The sequence below is a fragment of the Pseudoalteromonas sp. SG43-4 genome (genome assembly GCF_014164325.1).
Taxonomy (GTDB): Bacteria; Pseudomonadota; Gammaproteobacteria; order Enterobacterales; family Alteromonadaceae; genus Pseudoalteromonas; species Pseudoalteromonas distincta.
In genome coordinates this window covers 237,706-261,218 of record NZ_JACJFB010000002.1, presented here as the reverse complement: position 1 = coordinate 261,218, position 23,513 = coordinate 237,706, and the positions used below count along the sequence as shown (strand labels likewise).

22 protein-coding genes and 1 riboswitch are annotated in these 23,513 nt (G+C 40.4%); of the genes, 10 read left to right on the top strand and 12 right to left on the bottom strand.

The window, feature by feature from the left end:
* Positions 1-9: 9 nt before the first annotated feature.
* The 6 genes from H5160_RS03160 to H5160_RS03135 all read right to left on the bottom strand — a co-directional run bounded on the left by H5160_RS03160 (position 10) and on the right by H5160_RS03135 (position 5,357).
* Positions 10-801 (bottom strand): thiazole synthase, encoded by a 792-nt coding sequence (locus H5160_RS03160; RefSeq protein ID WP_182736728.1) that lies wholly within the window; start codon positions 799-801, stop codon positions 10-12.
* A gap of 5 nt (positions 802-806) precedes the next feature.
* A complete protein-coding gene (gene thiS / locus H5160_RS03155; RefSeq protein ID WP_182694738.1) occupies positions 807-1,001 on the bottom strand; it encodes a sulfur carrier protein ThiS in 195 nt (64 codons plus the stop codon).
* A 7-nt stretch (positions 1,002-1,008) separates the two neighbouring features.
* A complete protein-coding gene (locus tag H5160_RS03150) occupies positions 1,009-2,010 on the bottom strand; it encodes an FAD-dependent oxidoreductase (protein WP_182711410.1) in 1,002 nt (333 codons plus the stop codon).
* Positions 2,011-2,115: 105 nt separating this feature from the next.
* A complete protein-coding gene (gene thiC, locus H5160_RS03145; RefSeq protein ID WP_220491125.1) occupies positions 2,116-4,068 on the bottom strand; it encodes a phosphomethylpyrimidine synthase ThiC in 1,953 nt (650 codons plus the stop codon).
* Positions 4,069-4,211: 143 nt separating this feature from the next.
* Positions 4,212-4,326, bottom strand: a riboswitch (TPP riboswitch).
* Between the two features lie 107 nt (positions 4,327-4,433).
* Positions 4,434-4,832, bottom strand: coding sequence for an META domain-containing protein (locus tag H5160_RS03140; protein ID WP_010555269.1), 399 nt, complete (start codon positions 4,830-4,832; stop codon positions 4,434-4,436).
* Positions 4,833-4,958: 126 nt separating this feature from the next.
* Positions 4,959-5,357, bottom strand: a complete 399-nt coding sequence (locus H5160_RS03135; RefSeq protein ID WP_010555268.1) for a thioesterase family protein — start codon at positions 5,355-5,357, stop codon at positions 4,959-4,961.
* An 84-nt stretch (positions 5,358-5,441) separates the two neighbouring features.
* On the opposite strand from H5160_RS03135, the gene H5160_RS03130 reads away from it, so the two are divergent.
* A complete protein-coding gene (locus H5160_RS03130; protein WP_182736727.1) occupies positions 5,442-7,559 on the top strand; it encodes a TonB-dependent receptor in 2,118 nt (705 codons plus the stop codon).
* A 664-nt stretch (positions 7,560-8,223) separates the two neighbouring features.
* On the opposite strand, the gene epmA is transcribed toward H5160_RS03130, so the two are convergent.
* Together epmA and efp are read right to left on the bottom strand one after the other, a co-directional pair.
* Entirely contained in the window at positions 8,224-9,198 is a 975-nt protein-coding gene (gene epmA, locus H5160_RS03125) for an elongation factor P--(R)-beta-lysine ligase (RefSeq protein ID WP_182736726.1), read from the bottom strand.
* A 56-nt stretch (positions 9,199-9,254) separates the two neighbouring features.
* Positions 9,255-9,821 (bottom strand): elongation factor P, encoded by a 567-nt coding sequence (gene efp / locus H5160_RS03120; protein ID WP_024596699.1) that lies wholly within the window; start codon positions 9,819-9,821, stop codon positions 9,255-9,257.
* 41 nt (positions 9,822-9,862) lie between these two features.
* On the opposite strand from efp, the gene epmB reads away from it, so the two are divergent.
* Positions 9,863-10,888: an EF-P beta-lysylation protein EpmB gene (epmB, locus tag H5160_RS03115; RefSeq protein WP_182736805.1), complete on the top strand. Its 1,026-nt coding sequence runs from the start codon at positions 9,863-9,865 to the stop codon at positions 10,886-10,888.
* A gap of 250 nt (positions 10,889-11,138) precedes the next feature.
* Here epmB and H5160_RS03110 read toward each other — a convergent pair whose 3' ends face one another.
* Entirely contained in the window at positions 11,139-11,348 is a 210-nt protein-coding gene (locus tag H5160_RS03110) for a hypothetical protein (RefSeq protein ID WP_182736725.1), read from the bottom strand.
* Positions 11,349-11,419: 71 nt separating this feature from the next.
* Between H5160_RS03110 and H5160_RS03105 the strand changes: the two genes are divergently transcribed.
* Positions 11,420-11,710, top strand: coding sequence for a hypothetical protein (locus H5160_RS03105; protein WP_002960798.1), 291 nt, complete (start codon positions 11,420-11,422; stop codon positions 11,708-11,710).
* Between the two features lie 49 nt (positions 11,711-11,759).
* Here H5160_RS03105 and H5160_RS03100 read toward each other — a convergent pair whose 3' ends face one another.
* Entirely contained in the window at positions 11,760-12,251 is a 492-nt protein-coding gene (locus tag H5160_RS03100; protein WP_024606381.1) for a DUF3016 domain-containing protein, read from the bottom strand.
* Between the two features lie 276 nt (positions 12,252-12,527).
* Between H5160_RS03100 and galE the strand changes: the two genes are divergently transcribed.
* Positions 12,528-13,544, top strand: a complete 1,017-nt coding sequence (gene galE / locus H5160_RS03095; RefSeq protein WP_002960801.1) for a UDP-glucose 4-epimerase GalE — start codon at positions 12,528-12,530, stop codon at positions 13,542-13,544.
* 929 nt (positions 13,545-14,473) lie between these two features.
* Here galE and H5160_RS03090 read toward each other — a convergent pair.
* Positions 14,474-15,154, bottom strand: a complete 681-nt coding sequence (locus H5160_RS03090) for a Fe2+-dependent dioxygenase (protein ID WP_182736724.1) — start codon at positions 15,152-15,154, stop codon at positions 14,474-14,476.
* 89 nt (positions 15,155-15,243) lie between these two features.
* Positions 15,244-17,424 (bottom strand): TonB-dependent siderophore receptor, encoded by a 2,181-nt coding sequence (locus tag H5160_RS03085; protein WP_154904275.1) that lies wholly within the window; start codon positions 17,422-17,424, stop codon positions 15,244-15,246.
* Positions 17,425-17,641: 217 nt separating this feature from the next.
* Here H5160_RS03085 and H5160_RS03080 point away from each other — a divergent pair, with 217 nt between their 5' ends.
* From H5160_RS03080 to H5160_RS03055, 6 genes are read left to right on the top strand one after another with little or no spacing between them, the layout of a single operon-like run.
* Positions 17,642-18,415, top strand: a complete 774-nt coding sequence (locus H5160_RS03080) for a DUF3450 family protein (RefSeq protein ID WP_154904276.1) — start codon at positions 17,642-17,644, stop codon at positions 18,413-18,415.
* A complete protein-coding gene (locus tag H5160_RS03075) occupies positions 18,415-19,740 on the top strand; it encodes a MotA/TolQ/ExbB proton channel family protein (RefSeq protein ID WP_182736723.1) in 1,326 nt (441 codons plus the stop codon). The genes H5160_RS03080 and H5160_RS03075 overlap by 1 nt, the downstream gene beginning before the upstream one ends.
* Positions 19,733-20,113: a MotA/TolQ/ExbB proton channel family protein gene (locus H5160_RS03070; protein ID WP_002960812.1), complete on the top strand. Its 381-nt coding sequence runs from the start codon at positions 19,733-19,735 to the stop codon at positions 20,111-20,113. Before H5160_RS03075 ends, H5160_RS03070 begins: the two co-directional genes overlap by 8 nt.
* 4 nt (positions 20,114-20,117) lie before the next feature.
* Entirely contained in the window at positions 20,118-20,522 is a 405-nt protein-coding gene (locus H5160_RS03065) for a biopolymer transporter ExbD (protein ID WP_036981164.1), read from the top strand.
* Between the two features lies 1 nt (position 20,523).
* Complete coding sequence (locus H5160_RS03060) at positions 20,524-21,180, top strand: energy transducer TonB (RefSeq protein ID WP_138488520.1); 657 nt, start codon at positions 20,524-20,526, stop codon at positions 21,178-21,180.
* Positions 21,181-21,199: 19 nt separating this feature from the next.
* Positions 21,200-22,627, top strand: a complete 1,428-nt coding sequence (locus H5160_RS03055; RefSeq protein ID WP_182736722.1) for a lipopolysaccharide assembly protein LapB — start codon at positions 21,200-21,202, stop codon at positions 22,625-22,627.
* Positions 22,628-23,513: the final 886 nt, after the last annotated feature.

Genomic DNA, 23,513 nt, shown 5'->3' with positions numbered 1-23,513 from the left:
TTCTTTCCTTCACTGCTGATGCCAAAATGGCATACCCATTGTTGGGGTTGATGGGGCTGCAACGTCTTTTTCAGGCATTGCTTTTGCTTGATATGCAAAGCGCCCTGCTTCAACTGCGGCTTTAAATGCGCGGCTCATAGTAATTGGGCAGCCCGCCCCTGCAATGGCTGAATTTAATAATACCGCATCATACCCCATTTCGAGTGCTTGGCAGGCATGCGATGGCAAACCTAAACCTGCATCTACTATTAATGTGGTATTGGGTAAACGCTCTCGAATAGTTTTTAAATTATAGCTATTTAACAAGCCTTTACCGGTGCCTATTGGCGCCCCCCACGGCATAAGCACCTCACACCCTAGCTCATTTAAGCGCTGGCAAAGTACTAAGTCATCGGTGCAATAAGGCAGTACTTTAAAGCCATCATTAATTAATATTTTTGTCGCTTCAAGTAGCGCAAAAGGGTCAGGCTGTAAATTGTAATCATCGCCAATCAGCTCCAGCTTAATCCAATCGGTGGCAAATACCTCTCGGCACATTTTTGCAAGCGTTATGGCTTCTTTAACACTGTGGCACCCGGCGGTATTAGGCAGTATTTTTAAGCCTGTATTTTTTATTAACTGCCAAAAGTCATCACCTGCTGCTACACTTTGTTGGCGCCTAAGCGACACGGTAACAATTTCAGCCCCAGATGCGACTATCGATTGGGTCATAATATCGGGCGACGGATAAAGCGCAGAGCCGATTAATAAACGACTCTTTATTTGCTCTCCATAAATAGTTAAACAGTCTTTAGTTTGCATGAGCTTTATCCGCCTTGAATGGGTGACAGCAACTCAACACTGTCACCTTCATTAAGTACATAGTTTCTGTGCCGACTTTGTGGAATAAATTCGCCATTAACAGCCACAGCAAAAGGCGCAACTGCACCAAAACTTTGAAGTACCTCAACGAGTGCTTTGCTATTAACACTAAGTAGCTCGCCATTAATTGTAATGTTCATTTTATTCTCACTCTATTCGTGAAGCTACTTGCGCCACTAATGCCGGTGCCAGCATATAACCATGACGATATAAGCCGTTAATGCTAATTACATTACCAACTTGTGATACTTCTGGGCGGTTATCGCTAAATGCAGGGCGTAATCCGGTTTGAATATTAAGTAGCCGTGCTTCGGCAAATCCGCTGTGTACGGTATAAGCCGCTGAAAGTAACTCAAGAGTTGATCGCACTGTTGCGGCGCCGCTATCTTGCGATTCGATTTCGGTCGCACCAATTACATATTCATGATTCGGTTTAGGCGCTATATAAATTGGGTAACGCGGATGCATTAAACGCACAGGTCGCGTTAAATTTACTTCAGGTGCATATAGCCTTGCGACTTCACCGCGCACACCTCTAAGCGGTTTATCACTTTTAGCACCAAGCCCACGACAATCTATAATGTAGTCAAATGGTCGATTATTTATTTCACCGTTTTTAATGGTTACGCGCTGGTTAAACACACACTTAACTTTGCGCTTGTTGAGCATGGTAAAACTTGCTTTATAAAAGGCTTGGTTATCTATTTGCCCCTCGCAGGGTAAAAATAGACCTTGGTTAAACCGATTAGCAAGCTCTGGCTCTAACTGCGCTATTTGCTGAGCATTTAATGCCTGAGCGCTGTGCCCTGCTATGGGCTTTATTCTCTGAGTAAAGCTTTGTAAATCGCCTTTATCTTGCTGATGCGCAACGACCAATGTACCTTGCTGCTGAAAAAACACATCCCCCTCAAGTTCACTCACTATTTCTGGCCAGCGCTTCATTGAATCAAGCCCCATTAAAGCTAAATCAGCCTCACACAATACCGACTCAGCCAGCGGTGCCAGCATGGCTGCTGCCACTTTACCGGCGCTATTTGGGGTTTGCTCATCGTCTGCTTCAAACACCGTTACATGATGCAACTTACTTAGCTCAAGGGCAGCTAAGCGCCCTGCTAAACCAAAACCCACCACAGCAATGTTATAAAACATAAAACCTCCAAAAGCAGTTATTAGTAGGTGCGAATTCACTCGCACTTCTTAATATTTAAAGAAGCGAGGTATAAAACCTCACCTACATCTGTATCTAACTTATTGCTATACCGCTTTGTGGTAAATTTCTGAGCCTGTTTGCTTAAACTGGGCAGATTTAGCTTTCATCTCGGCTTCTACATCAATCATTTTGATCTCAATAGCCTCGCCAGCGTCATTTGGATCAATACCGCGTGTTTCTAAATCTTTAGCGTAATCGCGTACTTCTTGGCTAATTTTCATAGAGCAAAATTTAGGGCCACACATAGAACAAAAGTGAGCCACTTTGCCTGACTCTTGCGGCAGGGTTTCGTCGTGATACTCGCGAGCACGCTCTGGATCTAAACCAATATTAAATTGATCATGCCATCTAAACTCAAAACGTGCTTTTGATAAGGCATTATCACGCTCTTGCGCGCCTGGGTGACCTTTTGCTAAATCGGCGGCATGTGCAGCTATTTTGTAGGTAATTAAGCCTTCTTTAACATCTTCTTTATTTGGCAGACCTAAATGCTCTTTAGGTGTTACATAACAAAGCATTGCACAGCCGTACCATGCTATTTGGGCCGCCCCAATACCTGAGGTGATATGATCGTACCCTGGTGCAATATCGGTCGTTAACGGGCCTAAAGTATAAAATGGCGCTTCGTCGCAATGCTTTAATTGCTCATCCATATTGGCTTTAATCATGTGCATTGGCACATGCCCTGGGCCTTCAATAAATACTTGTACGTCGTGCTTCCACGCAATTTTAGTCAGTTCACCTAATGTGCGCAGCTCACTAAACTGCGCTTCATCGTTGGCATCAGCAATAGAACCTGGGCGAAGGCCATCACCTAATGAAAAACACACATCGTATTGTTTTAAAATTTCGCAAATGTCTTCAAAGTGCGTGTATAAAAAGTTTTCTTTGTGATGCGCTAAACACCACTTAGCCATAATTGAGCCACCGCGCGACACAATACCGGTTACACGTTTAGCCGTCATTGGTACGTAGCGAAGCAGTACACCGGCATGAATAGTAAAGTAATCAACACCCTGCTCGGCTTGTTCAATAAGCGTATCGCGGAAAATCTCCCACGTTAAATCCTCAGCCACACCGTTTACTTTTTCAAGCGCTTGATAAATCGGTACTGTGCCAATAGGTACAGGCGAGTTACGTACAACCCATTCGCGCGTTTCGTGAATGTAACGCCCCGTTGATAAGTCCATCACGGTGTCTGCGCCCCAGCGGGTAGACCACACCATTTTTTCTACTTCTTCTTCAATAGATGAGCTAACCGATGAGTTACCAATGTTGGCATTAACTTTTACTAAATAGTTACGACCTACAATCATAGGCTCTGTTTCTGGGTGGTTTATATTATTTGGTAAAATAGCGCGACCACGGGCTATTTCGTCGCGTACAAATTCTGGGGTAATAAATTCAGGAATACTCGCACCAAACGACTCGCCTTTATGCTGCGCGGCTAGTAATTCTTTACGAATTTCTGCACGTCCCATATTTTCGCGAACGGCTACGTATTCCATTTCAGGAGTAATAATCCCTTGGCGTGCGTAGTGCATTTGCGTTACGTTTTTACCAGCGACACCACGGCGAATTTTTGGAAGGTGATCAAAGCGAATATGATCCAGCCCTTCATCTGCCATGCGCTGCTGCGAAAACTGCGACGTCACTGACTCTAAAACCTCAGTGTCACCACGGCTTTCAATCCATTGTTCACGAAATTTTGGTAAGCCTTTGCGCACGTCTAGTTCAAAATTAGGATCGGTATACGGGCCCGACGTATCGTAAACACGAAGCGGATCGTTTGACTCATAAACAGGGTTTTCATCTGTGCCGCCAATAAACGTGTCACTTAACGTGATTTCACGCATACCAACACGCACACCTGGTTGAGTACCTTCAACGTATACTTTATGAGAATTTGGGAACGGTTGACCCGTTAAGTTATAAATATATTCAGACGCGGCAGCACGAGTTTCTCGGCGTGACGCTTTATTTGTAGTATTTGACATGACTTGCCTCATTGCTTAAGGGTTGTCTTGTCAGATATTCCGAGGAATAGAGAAAGATCGTAAAGTAGCGTACATGCTACTTTGCAGCCTAAAATAAACAAAATCACTTTATTGTGCGCATAAAAAAAGACGCACAAGCGTCCCATTTTAGGCAGCTTGTTCCCTACGCAGGTATTAACCTGATCAGGTTCACGGATCCCGCTTTCGCGATCTCAGCCAAAAACTAATTACTTAGCTTTGGCACTCCGACAAGTATTGATATATAAATTTTGTTCGTCGATTCGAAGATATTATTCAACAAATCTGCGCTGAGTGTACGTCAGTTAAAAACTGCCCGCAAGGGGCTGTTTTTCAAAAACTTAAAATTATTTAGGGATAAACACAAATGTTTGCTCGCCTTGCATGACTAATTGCTGGTCTTGCATTTTAAGCTCTGCACCTTGCTTTAAGGCTTGTAATAACTGCTGCTCAAACTCATCAAGGTCTTCGCCGCATGACTTGCGCGTCATTCCTAATTTACTTACGGTAAGGTTACTTTCTTCAAGCGAGCCTTCACCAAAAAATTTGTTACAGCCAGCAAAACCGTTTACTTGCAGTGCTTCAATAAAGCTCATTGATGCATTAAACGAAGGTGGAATTGCTAAACCATCAACACGTGATAATTGCCATTGGGTGTATTTAAGCTGCTCACTGGTAACCGTCCCTGTTGATGCGCAACCAACACATAAACCGACTATAAGCATCGGTATTGCTGCTAATTTCATGCTACTACTAACTAATTGTCTAATTAATGTAATTGTAACAATATTTATGCCCTTTATCCGTTAAAAATGCATGTTTTAAATGTAAATTTTTGTTCTATGATAGTTCAAAAGTTATGCGATTAAGTACTAAGTTGTAGTTTTAAATACGTTATCTATTTGCTCTGGTAAAAATGGCCTACCTTTTTCATTAACAGACGTTCCTATAACCAGTGCATTGAGCATTACTTTTTCATCGCTTTTACGTATAACCGTTTGCTTAAAGGCAAATTTTAAACGACTAATACGCTGCGGCTCTACAGCCACATAAAATTCATCACCTGGTAATAGTGAATGTTTATAGTCCATTTCGCTGCGCATCACGACTAGGTTAATTTTATCTTTTGCTAACTGAGCAAAATCAATACCGTGTGCGTACAAGAACTCATGTCGAGCATGCTCTAAATAATTAAAATAGACGCTGTTGTTTACAATACCTTGTAAGTCACATTCGTAATCACGTACCTTGAAGTCAACTTTAAAGGTCATATTAGTAATCCTGATTATTTAACGTATAATTGCCGCGTTTATAGCACATGTGTTTAAATAATTGCTACCATACGAGTCCCTAAAATGGAGTTAAGTAACCCAATGAACTTACGTTTGTCTTTAATTACTGCCGCACTTTTACCGCTGCTTGGTGCACCAATTGCAGCTAACGCTGATGATAGCGACCTAGAAAGAATTGTTGTAACTGGCGATTTTCAGCGCGAAAGCATTCAAACTTTAAGTGCGAGTGCGAGCTTATTCAGCGAAGATGAAATTAATCAACGTGGTGCAAGTTACTTAGACGAAATGTTAGGCAGTACCGCCAATGTAAATTTTGCATCTGGTGCGTCGCGCGGTCGTTATATTCAAATTCGTGGCCTGGGACTTCGTTCACAATTTGTAGACCCTATTAATCCATCTGTAGGCTTAGTTATTGATGGTATTAACTATTCTGGCCTTGGTGGCAGTTCATTATTATTTGATATAGACCAAGTAGAAATTTATCGTGGGCCACAAGGTACACGCTTTGGCGCAGACGGTATGGCTGGTATGATCCAAATGGGTTCAGCTAAAGCCACAAGCGATCCAAGCTTAAAATTACAAGTAGGTGCTGGCACATACAACACCCGCGAAGCAGGTATTGCAGCAAGCACAGGCTTAACAGATGACACTAGCGCACGCGTTAGCTACTTTCGCAGAAAGTCAGACGGTTACGTAGATAACTTGTACTTAAATGACGAAACACAAAATCAAGACGAACAAGTAGCCCGCTTTAAATTAAACAGCCAGCTTACAAAGCATTTAAATACTGAGTTAAACCTTCACTATATTGACATAAACAATGGTTACGATGCGTTTACGCTTGATAACAGCCGCAATAGTGTTGCCGATGAACCAGGGCAAGATAATCAACAAAGCTACGCAATAGGTGTTAATAATACTTACACGGCTTTTGACGCTTTTGATGTAAACCTAAACCTGTCGGCTATTGATACCGAATTACTTTACAGCTTTGACGAAGATTGGGTATGTAACGATACAAGTGAACCACAGTTATGTGCTGCTGGCTTACATCCAGATGGATACAGCTCAACTGATTTATACAGCCGCGATCGCGACGATCAGTCTGTAGATTTACAATTTAATTCTAAAACAGGTAACTGGGTTGCGGGTGTTTATTACCAAAACCGTGATGTTGATTTAGAGCGCCAGTACACATGGTTAGCAAGCCCGTTCTCTTCAACTTACGAAACGAGTAACGTTGCAGTATATGGTCAAGTAGCGACTCCAATTGGCCCTAAAACAACATTAATTACAGGTTTACGTGTAGAGCAATACCAAGGCGACTACACCGATAGCAATGGCTTTATACAAGATACTGACGATGTAATGGTTGGCGGTAAAATAGCACTTGAATATCAAGTAATTGATCGCACTATGATCTACACCAGCATCACCCGTGGCTACAAAGCCGGTGGTATTAACTCAGAAGCACTGGCTAAAGCAAAAGATGAAGGCTTAAACCTAAGCGCTGATTTTTTCCAGCAACACACCAGTTTTGACCCTGAATATTTATGGAGCGGCGAATTTGGTGTTAAAGGTTCATCACTTGATGACAAATTTACACTTCGCTTAGCAGCATTTTACATGCACCGCGACGATATTCAGTTAAAAGCATGGCAAGTAGAAGGTCAGCAATTTACCGGTTATGTTGATAACGCAAGTTCTGGTAGCAACTACGGACTTGAAGTTGAAGGTAGTTACCAACTAACTGATAATCTATTTTTAACAGGTAGTGCTGGTTACTTAAACACTGAAATTGACGACTTTGTAACACAATCAGGCTTAAATCAAGACGGTCGCGAACAAGCACAGTCACCTAAATACCAGTATGCGTTTACTGCACGTTACAACTTTACTAACGCATTTTACGGCATGGTTGGTATTGAAGGTAAAGACGATTACTACTTCTCTGATAGTCACAATTCACAAGCACCAAGCAGCAACTTAGTTAACTTAAGCTTTGGCTACGAAGCAGACATGTGGGCAGTTCGCGCATGGGCTCGTAATGTATTTGACGAAACAGTCCCTACACGTGGTTTTGAATTTGGTAACGATCCACAAGATGGTTACGCAACGCATACCTACACACAATTAGGTGAGCCTCGTGTTGCAGGTGTTACGTTTACACTTAATCTGTAAAGCATAGCCGTTGGCTTTCAAATGAAAGCTACAGCAAACAATAAAAAACACCGCGTTTAATTTAAACGCGGTGTTTTTTATTTGTAAGTGAGGTTTTATACCTCGCTTTTTATAAAGTTAAATTACACGAGCGCGAAATAAATTCGCACCTACATCTACATCTACATCTACAAGCATCACGCTCTTTGCATATCAAATAAGTAACAATAAAACATGTGGTAGACTTAGAGCTTGCTCACGTGAGAAGCGCAGCTTCTAATTACTTTAAGCTAACCAAATAAAAAGAACTTAAAGCTTCGCTTTAACGCGCCAGCAAGCTGCACGCCTACAGGTCAAGCATCACGCTCTTTGCATATCAAATAAGTAACAATAAAACATGTGGTAGCCTTAGAGCTTGCTCACGTGAGAAGCGAAGCTTCTTATTACTTTAAACTAACCAAATAAAAAGCCCTTAAAGCTTCGCTTTAACGCGTCAGCAAGCTGCACGCCTACAGTTCAAACATCACGCTCTTTGCATATCAAACATAAATAATAAAACGTGTTGTAGACGTAGAGCTTGCTCACGTGAGAAGCGAAGCTTCTAATTACTTTAAACTAACCAAATAAAAAGACCTTAAAGCTTCGCTTTAACGCGTCAGCAAGCTGCACGCCTACAAGCTAAGCATTACGCTCTTTGCACATCAAACGCTATTACGTCTTTAATTTTCTCTTTATTTGTTGCGAGCATTACAAGCCTATCTATACCCAAAGCCACCCCTGCGCACTGAGGTAATCCATGCTCCAGCGCTTTAATTAAACGCGTATCCATTGGGACTTGCTTTAAACCGTTTTCAGCGCGGTATGCGTTATCTTCATTAAAACGTTTAGCTTGCTCGCTGGCATTTGTGAGTTCGTTAAAGCCATTCGCCAATTCCATATTTTTATAATAAAGCTCAAAGCGCCCTGCTACACGTGTATCGTGTTCACAAATTTGTGCAAGTGCCGCTTGAGACGCTGGAAAGTGATACACAAAACATGGCTTATCTTGTCCTATTGTGGGCTCCACTTTCATACAAAATAATAATTGCAGTAAGGTATCTTTATGCGTTTCATTTTGGGCTATATCAGCAAATCCATGCTCACACGCTAGTTGCTTTAATTGCTCTATGTTCGCTGTTAACGGATCGAGCCCAAGTGCTTGTTCAAACGCTTGCTGATAAGTAAGCCTTGTTGCCGGCTCAACATCTAAAACAAGCCGCATTAGTTCATCCATTTCATCCATAAGTGCAAACTCATCAAAGCCTGGGCGATACCATTCAAGCATTGTAAATTCGGGATTGTGATGACTACCTGCTTCTTCATTTCTAAATGCTTTACAAAGCTGAAAAATAGCGCCTGAGCCTGCTGCTAACAAGCGTTTCATAGCAAACTCTGGGGATGTTTGTAAAAAAAGAGGAAGCCCACCAGCATGCCCTGGACCTACAAATGTGGTGTTAAAACTGGCTAAGTGCACATCGGTTACACTGGCAGCACTTAAGCTCGGCGTTTCTACTTCCATTACATTACGCGTATAAAAAAACTCACGAATGCTACGTAATATCGCCGCACGTTGTTTTAGTGTTTCAATGCTTGCGCTTGGGGCCCAAAGATCTGCTGACATATTTTCTCCAAAAAAAATCCCAGCTTAAGCTGGGATTTTATAAACAATGCTAAAGCTTACTTAACACGGCTTACGTATTCACCGTTACGAGTGTCTACTTTAATTACTTCGCCAATTTGTACAAATAATGGAACTCGTACTACAGCGCCTGTGCTAAGCGTTGCTGGTTTACCACCAGTACCCGCTGTATCACCCTTAAGGCCAGGATCTGTTTCAGTGATCTCAAGCTCAACAAAGTTAGGTGGTGTAACAGCAATAGGGCTGCCGTTCCATAATGTAATTGTACATAAATCATTTTCAACTAACCATTTAACTGCATCGCCTAGTGCTTTTTCGTCAGCAGCAATTTGCTCAAATGTTTCGTTGTTCATGAAATGCCAAAATTCGCCGTCTGTATATAGATACGCTAAATCTGTATCCATTACATCAGCACCTTCAACTGATTCACCCGATTTAAAGGTTTTTTCAAGCACCTTACCAGAGATAAGTTTACGGATACGAACACGGTTGAACGCCTGGCCTTTACCAGGTTTTACCATTTCATTTTCTAAGATACTGCAAGGCTCGCCATCCATCATAATTTTTAGGCCGCCCTTGAACTCGTTGGTGCTATAATTCGCCATCGTTTCCTCTATTTATATTTTTTCGAGTAATCTACATGCCAATGATACAAAGAAATGAAGCAAATTTGCATAAAAACTGGCAAAAAGAATTAGCAAATGTAGTTACCTGCCCAAAAACCTTGCTTGAAATGGTCGGTTTATCGAGCCAAGTCCATGAAAACGACCTAAAAGCCCGCAGTTTATTTCCGGTACGCGTGCCTATCCCTTTTATAAAAAAAATACGCAAAGGCGATCCAAACGATCCTCTTTTATTGCAAGTCATGCCACGCCATCAAGAATTTTTAACTAAGTCGGGTTTTAATAAAGATCCCCTACTTGAGCAAGATAACGAACAACCCGGCCTTTTACATAAGTATAAATCGCGTGTTTTAGTAATGTTTAAAACCGGCTGTGCTGTAAATTGTCGTTACTGCTTTAGAAGGCATTTTCCGTATCAAGAAAACCAACTTAATAAAAAAAGCCTGCTTGAAACACTAAGCTACATAAAATCTGATGCCAATATAAACGAAGTGATTTTAAGTGGTGGCGATCCGCTGATGGCCAAAGACGATGCAATAAGTTGGTTTTTAGATGAGCTTGAGCAATTACCACAAATTAAACGAATGCGAATTCATAGTCGTTTACCAGTAGTTATACCGGCGCGAGTAACCGATGAGCTATGTGAGCGATTAGCAAAATCGCCATTAAAAATTATTTTTATTAATCACATAAACCACGCCAACGAAATAGACGCTGATTTTAAAGCAGCTATGCAAAAGCTTAAACAAGCAAACGTAACGCTTTTAAACCAAGCTGTAATTTTAAAAGATGTGAACGATACGCTCGATGCGCAAATAAATTTAAGCGAAGCGTTATTTGACGCAGACGTATTACCGTATTATTTGTATTTGCTCGATAAAGTTGAAGGGGCCAGCCACTTTGATATTAACGAAGAAGACGCAATAAAAATAATGGCAGAGCTATTAAAAGCCCTGCCTGGATTTTTAGTGCCTAAATTAGTGAGAGAAATAGGTGGTCAAAAAAGCAAAACACCTATCGACCTTAAGTTAGGGCGTGTTAACCTTTGATGGTTGAATTTGCAGCAGTATGTTTGGCTTTTAGGCAAGGCTGAGCCTGTGTAGTGTGGTTATTCCCCATAAATAGGCGATAACGCAGCATAAATGCCAAACATGCGCTGCCCTTCGGGTTCTTCCTAGGGGCGATGAACTCTTTGTTACTCGGTTTTTACTTAGCCCACTAGGTTACAAACCTCGCGCCGCGATTTAATCGCCCCTAGATTGAACAAATTTCAATCCGCAAAGATCAACACGCCCTAGTTTAAACATATATATTTACGTTGTTACCCAATGATGCAGTTACCGACTTAGCCGGTGTTTGTGCACTTGACGATTGTGCAGCACCTTCAATAAGTGCAAGTGCTGCTGCGCCATCTGCTAGTTGCTGCTTTTTAGATAAAGCAGCGCTATAAAGCTCTCTGCCTTGGCCTGAGCCAGAAACAGCGGGTAAACTTGTGCCTGATATATTCATATAACAAACCTGACTTTTAAATGTAATCCAAGTATTATGTCGGCCATGCAGTACAAAGCTTTAGGAAAACCATGGATTCAATTATTGAACAACTCAATACTAATTTAAAAATTGTTTATCGTCAGGCGCTTGATGCCGACAAAAAACTCGATGAACTACAACAGCAAGGCCATGGCAAATTTAAAGCCTTATTTGCACAAGATGCTGGTTTTAGCTTTGAAGCTAAACGCTTTAAGCCGTATGTTCTTGACGTAGCCGCTGACGTTGAAAGCTTATCTAACGATGGTTTTGATGAAGAAAAACTTAAAACAACCGTTATTAAGTTACAACAAATACTCACGCTGTTAGCTACTTTTAAGTAAAGATTTAAAAAGCAAAAATGCCGCTATTTAGCGGCATTTTTATTTTAAGTTAATCTAAACTTGGTAATATTTGCTCACCAAACCATTCTGTTAATAAGCGTTTTTCGTAATATAGTGATTCGTCGCGGCCCATTTTAATTTTATCCATAAAGCCCATATCTTTGAGCTCCACATCAGTATCTTTACTAAGCACTGTACCGTCGTTATCGGTTAACGAATAATTAAGCTTAATGCGTGGAAAGTATATTGGTTTTACTACACGAATTTCCTCCATACCACCATAACGCACATCTCCCGCTAAATCTAAATCAGTAAACTCTACGTTTAACTTATAATCTTTTGGTAGTTGCTCAGCTAATTTAGACATATGTTTTTCAAAACTTGCCGCAATACTTTTGTGATACGAGCCCTTAGCTTGGTTAGACGCTCGCACATCACGATAATCATTAAAGTCATTCCATTTAACAACAGACTCACCAGCATGGGCAAGCGCAGGTAATGCGATACACATTGTTGTTGCTATTTTTTTAACTAAATTCATATCTTTCTCCAAAGAGGTAACCAATCACAAAAGTGTGGATTGGAGTAAACCTAGCATCAGCTATTACTAAAGCTATTTTAGCACTTGTTTATTAACTATAACTTAATCTTACGAATCAAGTGTTACTTGTTTTGCACAAAATGTAATCAAAAGTATTTAATGTGCTGATATCAAAAAAATACGATTAAAATCATATAAATTACAGATAAAACATGTAAATCACCTCTATTTATGGTGAAATTAACTTAATTGATAAAAGGTACCCACGGAGCTTTCATGACTATTTTAGTAACCGGTGGCGCAGGCTATATTGGCTCGCACACTGTTTTAGAACTTTTACAGCAAGGTAACGATGTTGTTGTTATTGATAATTTAAGTAACTCATCACAAGAATCACTTGCGCGCGTAAAAAATATAACAGGTAAAGAAGCCACTTTTTACCAAGGCGACATTCTCGATAAACCCTTTTTAGATTCTGTATTTGCAAAACATACGGTTGATAGTGTTATACATTTTGCGGGTTTAAAATCAGTAGGCGAGTCGGTTGCAAAGCCAGTTGAGTACTATCAAAACAACGTTCAAGGTACGCTTACGCTTGTTGATGCGATGCGCGATGCGGGTGTATTTAAATTAGTATTTAGCTCGTCAGCCACGGTTTACGGCGACCCAGCAAGCTTACCAATCAAAGAAGACTTTCCTGTAGGCGGTACTACCAACCCTTACGGCACATCTAAGTTAATGGTTGAAATGATGCTACAAGATATCGCTAAATCCGATGAGCGCTTTGCGTTTGCTATTTTGCGTTACTTTAACCCAGTGGGTGCACATGAGTCGGGCTTAATTGGTGAAGACCCTAATGGTATTCCAAACAACCTTTTACCTTTTATCGCACAAGTAGCGGTAGGTAAATTAAAGCAACTCGCTGTATTTGGTGATGACTACGACACAGTTGATGGCACTGGTGTGCGCGACTATATACATGTTGTAGATTTAGCGATTGGCCACTTAAAAGCGCTTGATAAAATTGCCAGCAGCACGGGGGCATTAGTTTATAACCTAGGTACTGGTAATGGTTACTCTGTACTACAAATGGTTAATGCATTTATTAAAGCAAGCGATCAGGCTGTGCCATACCAGGTTTCACCTCGTCGTCCGGGTGATATTGCAGCGTGTTATGCAGCGCCAGAAAAAGCACTTAATGAACTTGGCTGGGAAGCAGTGCGCGGTATTGATGAAATGATGCAAGATACCTGGCGCTGGCAGTCAAATAACCCTAACGGTTATAAGGGTTAAGTAAAAACGGCAAGTCAGAAAACATAGTAATTATGTAGTTTTGCTTCTCTAAAGCGCAGCGCCCTCTAAACCTCTTTGTGAATAAATCACTTAAAACCTTATTGCACAAAGAGAAGTAAAAGAGGAGTAAATGAGAAGACATAAAAACATAGTAATTATGTATTTTACTTCTCTAAAGCGCAGCGCCCTCTTAACCTCTTTGTGAATAAATCACTTAAAACCTTATTGCACAAAGAGAAGCAAAAGAGGAGTAAATGAGAAGACATAAAACATAGTAATTATTTATTTTTACTTCTCTAAAGCGCAGCGCCCTCTTAACCTCTTTGTGAATAAATCACTTAAAGCCTTATTGCACAAAGAGAAGTAAAAAAGGAGTAAATGAGAAGACATAAAAACATAGTAATTATGTATTTTACTTCTCTAAAGCGCAGTGACCTCTTAGCCTCTTTGTGAATAAATCACTTAAAAACTTTATTGCACAAAGAAGAGCAAATGAGAAGACATAAAACATAGTAATTATCTATTTTTACTTCTCTAAAGCGCAGCGCCCTCTTAACCTCTTTGTGAATAAATCGCTTAAAGCCTTATTGCACAAAGAGAAGTAAAAGAGGAGAAAATGAGAAGACATAAAACAATAGTAATTATGTATTTTTACTTCTCTAAAGCGCAGCGCCCTCTTAACCTCTTTGTGAATAAATCACTTAAAACCTTATTGCACAAAGAGAAGTAAAAGAGGAGTAAATGAGAAAATATAAAACCTAGAAATTACGAGCTTCACGCGTCACGCCAGCAAGCTGTGCGTCTACAGGTAATTTAACCACAGCGTTAAGTTTTGGCTGTAGGCGTTGAGCTTGCTCACGCGAAAAGCGCAGCTTTTAATTACTTATATTTAAATACTTATATCCAGTATTTAATAACGAGTATCTTCGTTATGTCTGTGCCCACTGTCTTAGTAAGTTATGGTACACACCTGTTAATTGAATAATCTCTGGGCTATCTTCTACTTTGCTGCGCAAACTTTGAATCGACATATCTAAATCAAATAACAAACCACGTTTTTCGTCGCTGTTTACCATGCTTTGCAGCCAAAAAAATGAGGCTAATCTGCGCCCACTCGTTACAGGCATTACACGATGTAAACTCGTTGAAGGGTATAACACCATACTGCCTGCGGGCAGCTTTACACTGTGTGAGCCATAAGTGTCTTCAATAACAAGTTCACCGCCCTCATAGTCTTCGGGGTCATTAATAAATAACGTCATTGATACATCTGTACGAATTTTTACTGGCGTACCCGGCACTTGTCTAATTGCATTATCTACATGCACACCAAACGATTGCCCGCCTTGATAGCAATTAAATAACGGAGGAAAAATTTTTGCAGGAAGCGCTGCCGACATAAACAAATTACTACGCGCAAGTGCTGCCATAATAATATCGCCAAGCTCTTGGCATTCAGGAGTATTTTCAGGTAGCTGTAAGTTATTTTTTGCTTTGGTTGATTGATGGCCTGCGGTAATACTGCCATCGGCCCACTGTGCTTTAAGCAAAACCTCATGGCAATACGCCACTTCTTCTTTCGTTAATAGCTCTGGAATTTTAACTATCATGTGCGCCCTCTCACATTTTCATCAAATAATTAAGGGCAGGTAATAGGCCTGCCCTTATGCTTACTTTTATTTTTTAATTTGTTTTAAAATTAAAAAGAGTAGCTCGCTGTTAAACTAAACTTACGACCATCACCTGGTACAAAGTGTCCACCACCTAACTGATCAACGTAATCTTTATCACCTAGGTTTTCACCATTAAGCTGCAGGCTCAAATCTTTTGATATGTCATACGCAACCATCAGGTCAAAAATAGTATAACCTGGCGCACGAGAGCGTGTTGACGTAGTGCCGTTGTAACGCTCACCTACATACTGCGCACCTAAACCAAACGATAACTTATCCGACATATCGTACGTAGTCCAAACACTTGCGCTATTTTTAGGCGTACGCGCAAGCTCGTTACCAACTTGAGTTGCGTCGTCGCCTAATGCTTCAGTTACTTCGCTATCTTGGTAAGTGTATGAAGCAATTACAGTCCACTCTTTAGTAATTAGGCCCGTTGCTGAAAGCTCTAAACCTTGAACGCGCTGCTCACCACCGAGTATTTCGTCACTTGAGCTATCTGCAAATGGGTCATCAGTACGGGCATTGGTTTTTTCAGTACGGAAAAGTGCAGCATTAGTTTGCAGGCGACCATCCATTAGGCTCCATTTAGTTCCTAATTCATAACTGCGGCTTTCTTCTGCGTCTAAATCAGCTGCATTTGAACGCGTAGATACCGTTAGGCTTTCCGCCGATGGGTTAAATGAATTACCTGCGCCTAAATACACACTGCCATTTTCTGTAGGTTTATAAACTACAGCTGCATTCCAGCTAAATAAATCGTCACTTGTAGAAATTAAAGCGCTTGGATCATTGTAATCGTTGTGATAATCCGTAGTAAAGCTATCAAAGCGAATTCCACCTGTAACTTCCCATTGCTTGTTAAGCGTTACTGTATCAAATGCATAAATAGCTTGGTTTTTAGCTTTAGCTTCAATGCTTGTACCGTCACGGCCGTACACACCCGTAAATGCAATTGTTGCATCAGGGTTGTATAAGTCATTGCGTATTCCATCTTCAATCAGGTTATCAGGCGTAGTTGCAACAAAGTTATGGCGTGTAAACGTTTCATTTGCAAGTTCAACACCCACTACTACGTCGTGAGTAAAGCCAGCAAATTCATAGTTACCAATTAAATCAACTTGAAGTGCAGCAAGTGAATTTTCAGTATCACGTGTTTTTTCATCTGCAAAGGTAATGTCAGTGTCTGTTGTAACCGAGAAATAACGCGGTGCAGTTGTTACTGATTCACGCTTAACTTTACCTAAACGACCTTGCACACGTAACGTAGTATTTTGAGAAAAATCATACTCATAACGGGCTGTTGTTGAGTAAGCTTCAATATCTTCGTAATCACGGTAAATATTACCGTAAAAGTTATCAAAGTCGACAGGAGAAGGTGAGCGTGCACTATCTGCAAGTTCAGCTACTGGCGTATCACTGTAAACCCAAGGAATACCATAATCTGGTAAATTGTCTTGGCGTTGATACTCTAGGTTTAAATCAAAACGGCTGTTTGTACCAAGCCCTGTTGCAAATGCAAACGCAACAGCATTTGTTTCGTTTTCAACATGATCGCGACCTGCAACATCACCTTTATCAGTAAGAAGATTAATACGTAGTGCGCTTGTGTCGTTTACTTGAATGTTAGTATCAAAACGACCACGGTAATCGTTTTCTGTACCTAAACGTAGCGAAACGTCGTTAAAGTTGTCTAACTTCGCCTTTTTACTTTCTAAATTAACACTACCACCTGTTGCGCCACGACCAGAAACTGCAGAGCCTGGGCCTTTTGCAACTTCAACGGCTTCAATGTTGTAAATATCACGTGTGTAACCTGCAACATCGCGAATACCATCAACAAAAATATCATTTGTTGCACTAAAACCACGAATCGACATGCTATCGCCAGTAGGTGAGCCACCCTCACCTGCTGCTAAAGAAATACCTGAAACATTACGCAAAGCATCACGTAGGCTATCTACGTTTCTGTCTTTCATTACCGCTTGGTTGATTACTGTTACCGTTTTAGCTGTATCGAGTAGCGGTTGAGTGTATTTATGCGACGTTGATTTTTCTACAACATAACTAGACTCAGTTTTAGTTTCTGCTTTGGTTACCGATAGTTCTTGAACATCCTGTGCACTTGCCCAAGTTGAAAGCGTAGCTGTAACAACCGCTGCAATTGGCTTCACGTACGCATTTCCTTTATTCGATGGCTTACTCATGGTTACTCCGTAGTTTTTATTAAGCACTTAACTATTGTTAATTTAAGGTACATATTTAATTTCGGCGAAATCCTACCACTCAAATAACGCAATGTAAACGATAACTGTTATCAATTGCATTGTTATGTGAATTCCTATATTGTATACACACTCAAAAATTAACAGTAATTACGTCCTTGTAATTGCTTGTCGTAACTTTCAGGATTGTTGTTAAGTAATGCGAAGCTTAATTAAACCAATTAGCGTAGTTATCGCGCTTTGTAGCACTATGGCAGTAAAAGCCGACACTGTTAGTGAGCTAGAACAACTCGTTAATAAATGGCTACAAATAGAAAATCAAAACACAGAATTAAATACTCATTGGCTTGAACAAAAAAGCAGTATGGAGCAAACCTTAACGCTTCTTAATGCCGAGCAGCAGCAACTTAGCGAGCTTAATCAGCGTAGAAAAAAAAGCACCAGTGAGCTTGCCCAAAAACGCGAACAGCTTGTAACTCAGCAATCAGAACTTGAAAATGATCAACAGCAATTAAATGATCAACTAGCACATATTTCTGGGCAATTACTTTCATTACAAGTGCAACTCCCCCCGCCCCTTTTGAGTAGTTGGAAAAACGCCGGTGATTTAAGCGATTCAAAACTCAGTACAACTGACAAATTACAAACAGCACTAAAAATGCTGACTCTACTTAATGATTTTCAACAACGTATTTCTATTCACGAAATGGCTATTAAGCATCCTGACGGGCAAGAAGTATGGGTTAAGCAGCTTTATTTAGGTGCAGCTCAAGCATGGTTTGTAAGCGAAGACTTAAGTTATGTAGGTATTGGTTTTCCAAGTGACTTAGGTTGGCAGTGGGAATTTGATTCAAGCATTAATGCAGAACAAGTTGCACTGGGTATTGCTGTACAGCAAAAAAAGCGCGCTGCTGATTGGGTAACACTCCCAATATTAAGTTATGTAAATAAAAACCAGCAAGGGGCTAAATAATGGCGACTAACAGCATAATTAAAGTATTTAGCGCCACAGTTTTACTTTTTAGTGCAAACATTTCTTTTGCAGCTAGCAGTGATGATGCTAAGCAAAGTATTTTAAGTGATATTAAAACAGCGCAGCGTACTCTAAGTAAAACTCAAAATAGCATTTCAAAAGAGCAAGCGACCCTTGCAAAGCAAATTTTTACCAAGCAGCAATCGCTCAGTAAATTACGCGAACAAGCAGCCGTTAATCGCCGCCTAGCTGACGAAAACACATTAAGTCTTGATCAGTTACAAACCCGATTAGACACTTGGCAACAGCAGCAGCAATATCAATTAAACTTACTTAGCCGTTTTGTACGCCAAAACACCAGCAATAGTACTAGCAGTAACGAGTCGGCTAATAGCCAAAACGAGTTATTAAGCCGTGTTGTATCGCTAATTAATAATCAAGAGCAGGCACTTTATCCACAGTTAAAAAAACAATCGGTTGTGCTAAGTAATGGCGAATTAAGCCAAGCTAATACCCTTCAAGTCGGGCCTGTTGCATGGTTTAGTACGCAAACACCTAAACTTATGGGTTTATTAAATTTAGATGATGAATCTAATGCATTAAAAGTAGCGTTAGTACAATCAACAAGTGACGACAACCCACTCGATAATACTTTAAAGCAAAACGGTGTAGGCTCTACATTACTTACTTTTGATCCTAGTTTAACGCACTTAGTAACTAGCCAAGCCCAACAAGAAAGTCCGCTTGAACACCTAGAAAAAGGCGGTTTATGGGCTATCCCTATTATTTTATTTGCCTGCTTTGCACTTACCATTGCGCTATTAAAAGCCGCACAGCTACTGCGTTTAAGTAAAATTAAAATGCACTCTCAAATGCAATTACAGCAACTTTTTAAAGCTGAAAATAGCAGTGAATTTGCAGGTATGCAGCAGCAGCTATTTAACTTAACGCTGCAAAGCGAAAAAGGCCAAGTACGAGACGATCAATTATTTAATCAGTTAATTCATGATAAGCATAAACTCGATAACTTTATTGGCGCTATTGCCGTTACTGCAGCAGTAGCCCCACTACTTGGCTTGTTAGGCACTGTTAGCGGCATGATCGAAACATTTAAAATGATGACCTTGTTTGGCTCAGGCGACCCAGAAGTTGTATCGGGCGGTATTGCACAGGCACTTATAACAACCGAGTTAGGTTTAGTTGTTGCTATACCAGCACTCGTTTTAAATGCGCTGTTATCGCGTAAAGCAAAAGCGTACTACAGCCAACTAGAAGGCTTTGCATTACAGCTAAGCCAACTAGAAAAAGGAGAAAACAATGTTTGAAAAAATCGTTAGTAACCCTATATGCTGGTGTATTCTTTTACTCGCTTTATTTGTATACCAGCTGATTTTTCATGACTTACTGCACCTTAAACAATACCAAGCGCAGCGCAAAGGTTATTGGCAAGAAGTTAGCTCTATTTTAACTGCAGCGCTTCCGCTACTTGGTTTATTAGGCACCATTGTTGGTTTGCTTGATACATTTAAAGTAATGGCGCTGGGCCATAACGAGTTAATGAGTGACGCCATTGGTGACGCATTACTAACAACTCAATTGGGTCTTGTGTGCGCTATTCCTGCGTGGTTAATGCAAGCGTATTTAGCGTATTCACAGCGTAATCCTAAATTACATACGTTAAGTAAGCAGTTAGGGTAACACTATGCAATCACGTTTAAAGCACAAGCTAGAGCAAGAAGCGGGGCAACATATCGATATGTCGCCGCTACTTGATGTGGTATTTATATTGCTAATATTTTTTATTGTTACAACCGTATTTGTACGCGAAAGCGGCGTTGAGGTTGATAAACCACAAGCCGTATCGGCTAGTCGTCTTGAGCAGCAAGTTATATTTTTAGCAATAACCGACAACCAACAAGTATTTTTTGATGGCAGCCAAATTGGTGTTGCTGGTGTACGTAGTAGTGTCGAGCAAATGTTAAAACAGCAACAACGCCCTGTGGTTATTCAAGCTGATAAAACAGTACCTACTGAATTACTTGTTCAAGTAATTGACGAAGCAAAGCTCGCAGGCGCAGCGCAAGTTAACTTAGCTACGAAACAATAATATGCACACGATTAACCCGCTTCAAAAAACAAAAAACAATCGCCATCCGCTGTTTGCATTTGGCCTTAGCCTCATTGTGCTTAGTGCTGCATTACTGCTTTTATGGCTTGGGCAACTTGCTGAACATCATATACAAGACAAAGTGGTTGTACGTGAGATTGCCATGGTGGCACTGCCACCTCCGCCACCTCCATCAATATCACAACAGCAAACAAGTGAGCCAATGCAAAGCTTAGCGGTAGAAGGTGCAGGCGCGTCAATTCAAGCCGTAAAAATTAAGATAAAGAGTGATTTAAGTATTGTAAAACCCGATACACCCAACGTAAAAGTAAGCGCGCCACAATGGCAATCAATGAGTGTAAATTGGGATGCATTTAGCTTAAATCAACTCGATGGTCTCCCCACTTTACTTACTCCCGTCAAGGCCGTTTTACCAAAAAGCTTAACCCGCCGAGGTGTTGATGTATTTACTGTAAAACTCGATGTATTTATTGATGAAAGTGGCAAGTTAAGTTTAATTGAGGTAGTACAAAACCCATACCCTGAACTTAAACCAGCTATCGACAAAATTATTAAACAAAGCCGCTTTAGTGCACCTAAAAAAGAAGGTGAAACCGTACGCGCTCGCTTTATTTGGCCAATCGAATTTAAACCTTAAGCCTATTAAAATGAAAAATATGAATATATTTAAAACGCTAAAATCATTAACTCGCGCAGTTATCACTACTTTAATGTGCTCACTCCCTTTATTAGGTGTAAGTAGCGTGCATGCAAGCGCTGCTAGTACGCCATTAAAAAGTGCGCCACTAAAAGTAACGTTATCGCCTAGCGATCCAACATGGCAGTTGGCTATAAATAATAAATTACTAGGCCCTACAGAGGTCCTTATTGAACCGACCGAGCGCGGTTTTGCTCGCCAAGTGCAACCACTTTTACAAGCAGGTAATTACAGTGAAGTTGCGGCGCTATTTAAAAATCGCGATATGAATCAAGACAGCACCGCTTTAAACTTATTGCGCGCACAAGTTCTGCTTTCAACAAAAGACTTTAATAACGCTGAACTAGCTTACCTAGCGTGTTTAAAAGCTTCACCTGATTTAGTAAAAGTCCACCAAGGTTTGAGCCTTTTATACATGCAACAAGCAAAGTATGACAAAGCACAAATACACCTAGTTCACAGTATTGAACTTGGCCAAGCTGATGCACAAAGTTATGCGCAACTTGCTTATATACACGTGCAGCATAGCCAACCTTGGAGCGCAGTAGCGGCCTACCGCCAAGCGCTAATGCTAGCGCCAGAAACAAGCCAATATCAACAAGGTCTATTGTTTGCGTTAATTGAATCGGGTGATTTAAGTCAGGCAAGTGCATTACTAAAAGAATTACTTAATAAAAGCCCTGATAAAGCTGAACTTTGGCTGCAACGTGCACAAATAGCATTACAGCTTGATCAAAAAAAGCAGGCGCTTGCTGCTATTGAAGTGGCCTTAAAACTCAGCCCTAAAGATACCAGTAACCAGCTTTTAGCAGCCCAGCTGCATTTAACTGAAGGCAGCACTGAACGCGCAGTGAGTTTATTAAAGCAAGGTTTAAAACACGCCACTAAACAGCAGCAAGTTGAGGTTATTAATACCACGATGCAAACTTTAGGCTGGCTTGTATCGGAGCAAAAATGGGATTTAGCTAAAGAGCTAATAGGCAGCGCAAAAAGATTAACTAAGCAGCTACCCCGTGATGAACAAGCGCAGTTTTCTGTATACAGCGCACAAATTGCTATGCAACAAGGTAATACTAAACGTGCTCTTAAAAGCTTAAATAATGCACTTAAAATAAACCCGAATTTAGGTGATGCCCTACTTAGTTTAGCAAGTATATATCGTAGTAAAGGCCAACTCACCCAAGCTAAACTTATGTATGTTCGTGCACAAGCTCTGCCTGATTACCAACTATCGGCGTGGCTTGGATTATCGCAAATAGCAATTGATTCTAAAGACTACCCGAGCGCGCTAAAGCATCTTAGAAAAGCATTACAAGCCAACCCACAACGCCAGGACTTAATTACTAATATTCGCGCCCTTGAGAATATAGTGCGCCAAGAAGGGTAAGTTTAACGCCGTGGTTAAACTGACTTGTACATACAGCATCTACTTAAATAAAAGTGTGCTTGGATACCATTCAGTTTCTGAGAATAGAAAATCAGGACCTTATCTACGGAGCAGTATTAAATACTAGACGCACAGGCAAGCTCACTGACTTCGATGTGATAAATGATAGCTAATCATTTATCAATGAGAGATACAAGACGCACAGCTTGCTGGCGTGACGAGCAAAGATCGTAATTTCTATGTTTTAATGTCTTCTCATTTACTCCTCTTTGTCCGATAAGATCTTAAGTGATTTATTCACAAAGAGGTTTAGAGGGCGCTGCGCTTTAGAGAAGTAAAAATACATAATTACTATTGTTTTATGTTTTCTCATTTACTCCTCTTTTACTTCTCTTTGTGCAATAAGATCTTAAGTGATTTATTCACAAAGAGGTTAAGAGGGCGCTTCGCTTTAGAGAAGTAAAAATAAATAATTACTATGTTTTATGTTTTCTCATTTACTCCTCTTTTACTTCTCTTTGTGCAATAAGATCTTAAGGGATTTATTCACAAAGAGGTTTAGAGGGCGCTGCGCTTTAGAGAAGTAAAAATACATAATTACTATTGTTTTATGTCTTCTCATTTACTCCTCTTTTACTTCTCTTTGTGCAATAAGATCTTAAGTGATTTATTCACAAAGAGGTTGAGAAGGCGCTGCGCTTTAGAGAAGTAAAAATACATAATTACTATTGTTTTATGTCTTCTCATTTACTCCTCTTTTGCTTCTCTTTGTGCAATAAGATCTTAAGTGATTTATTCACAAAGAGGTTGAGAAGGCGCTGCGCTTTAGAGAAGTAAAAATACATAATTACTATTGTTTTATGTCTTCTCATTTACTCCTCTTTTG

Coding starts and splice junctions, on each gene's coding strand:
- H5160_RS03160 (WP_182736728.1), bottom strand. CDS start 801: ATGCAAACTAAAGACTGTTTAACTATTTATGGAGAGCAAATAAAGAGT.
- thiS (WP_182694738.1), bottom strand. CDS start 1,001: ATGAACATTACAATTAATGGCGAGCTACTTAGTGTTAATAGCAAAGCA.
- H5160_RS03150 (WP_182711410.1), bottom strand. CDS start 2,010: ATGTTTTATAACATTGCTGTGGTGGGTTTTGGTTTAGCAGGGCGCTTA.
- thiC (WP_220491125.1), bottom strand. CDS start 4,068: ATGTCAAATACTACAAATAAAGCGTCACGCCGAGAAACTCGTGCTGCC.
- H5160_RS03140 (WP_010555269.1), bottom strand. CDS start 4,832: ATGAAATTAGCAGCAATACCGATGCTTATAGTCGGTTTATGTGTTGGT.
- H5160_RS03135 (WP_010555268.1), bottom strand. CDS start 5,357: ATGACCTTTAAAGTTGACTTCAAGGTACGTGATTACGAATGTGACTTA.
- H5160_RS03130 (WP_182736727.1), top strand. CDS start 5,442: ATGGAGTTAAGTAACCCAATGAACTTACGTTTGTCTTTAATTACTGCC.
- epmA (WP_182736726.1), bottom strand. CDS start 9,198: ATGTCAGCAGATCTTTGGGCCCCAAGCGCAAGCATTGAAACACTAAAA.
- efp (WP_024596699.1), bottom strand. CDS start 9,821: ATGGCGAATTATAGCACCAACGAGTTCAAGGGCGGCCTAAAAATTATG.
- epmB (WP_182736805.1), top strand. CDS start 9,863: ATGATACAAAGAAATGAAGCAAATTTGCATAAAAACTGGCAAAAAGAA.
- H5160_RS03110 (WP_182736725.1), bottom strand. CDS start 11,348: ATGAATATATCAGGCACAAGTTTACCCGCTGTTTCTGGCTCAGGCCAA.
- H5160_RS03105 (WP_002960798.1), top strand. CDS start 11,420: ATGGATTCAATTATTGAACAACTCAATACTAATTTAAAAATTGTTTAT.
- H5160_RS03100 (WP_024606381.1), bottom strand. CDS start 12,251: ATGAATTTAGTTAAAAAAATAGCAACAACAATGTGTATCGCATTACCT.
- galE (WP_002960801.1), top strand. CDS start 12,528: ATGACTATTTTAGTAACCGGTGGCGCAGGCTATATTGGCTCGCACACT.
- H5160_RS03090 (WP_182736724.1), bottom strand. CDS start 15,154: ATGATAGTTAAAATTCCAGAGCTATTAACGAAAGAAGAAGTGGCGTAT.
- H5160_RS03085 (WP_154904275.1), bottom strand. CDS start 17,424: ATGAGTAAGCCATCGAATAAAGGAAATGCGTACGTGAAGCCAATTGCA.
- H5160_RS03080 (WP_154904276.1), top strand. CDS start 17,642: ATGCGAAGCTTAATTAAACCAATTAGCGTAGTTATCGCGCTTTGTAGC.
- H5160_RS03075 (WP_182736723.1), top strand. CDS start 18,415: ATGGCGACTAACAGCATAATTAAAGTATTTAGCGCCACAGTTTTACTT.
- H5160_RS03070 (WP_002960812.1), top strand. CDS start 19,733: ATGTTTGAAAAAATCGTTAGTAACCCTATATGCTGGTGTATTCTTTTA.
- H5160_RS03065 (WP_036981164.1), top strand. CDS start 20,118: ATGCAATCACGTTTAAAGCACAAGCTAGAGCAAGAAGCGGGGCAACAT.
- H5160_RS03060 (WP_138488520.1), top strand. CDS start 20,524: ATGCACACGATTAACCCGCTTCAAAAAACAAAAAACAATCGCCATCCG.
- H5160_RS03055 (WP_182736722.1), top strand. CDS start 21,200: ATGAATATATTTAAAACGCTAAAATCATTAACTCGCGCAGTTATCACT.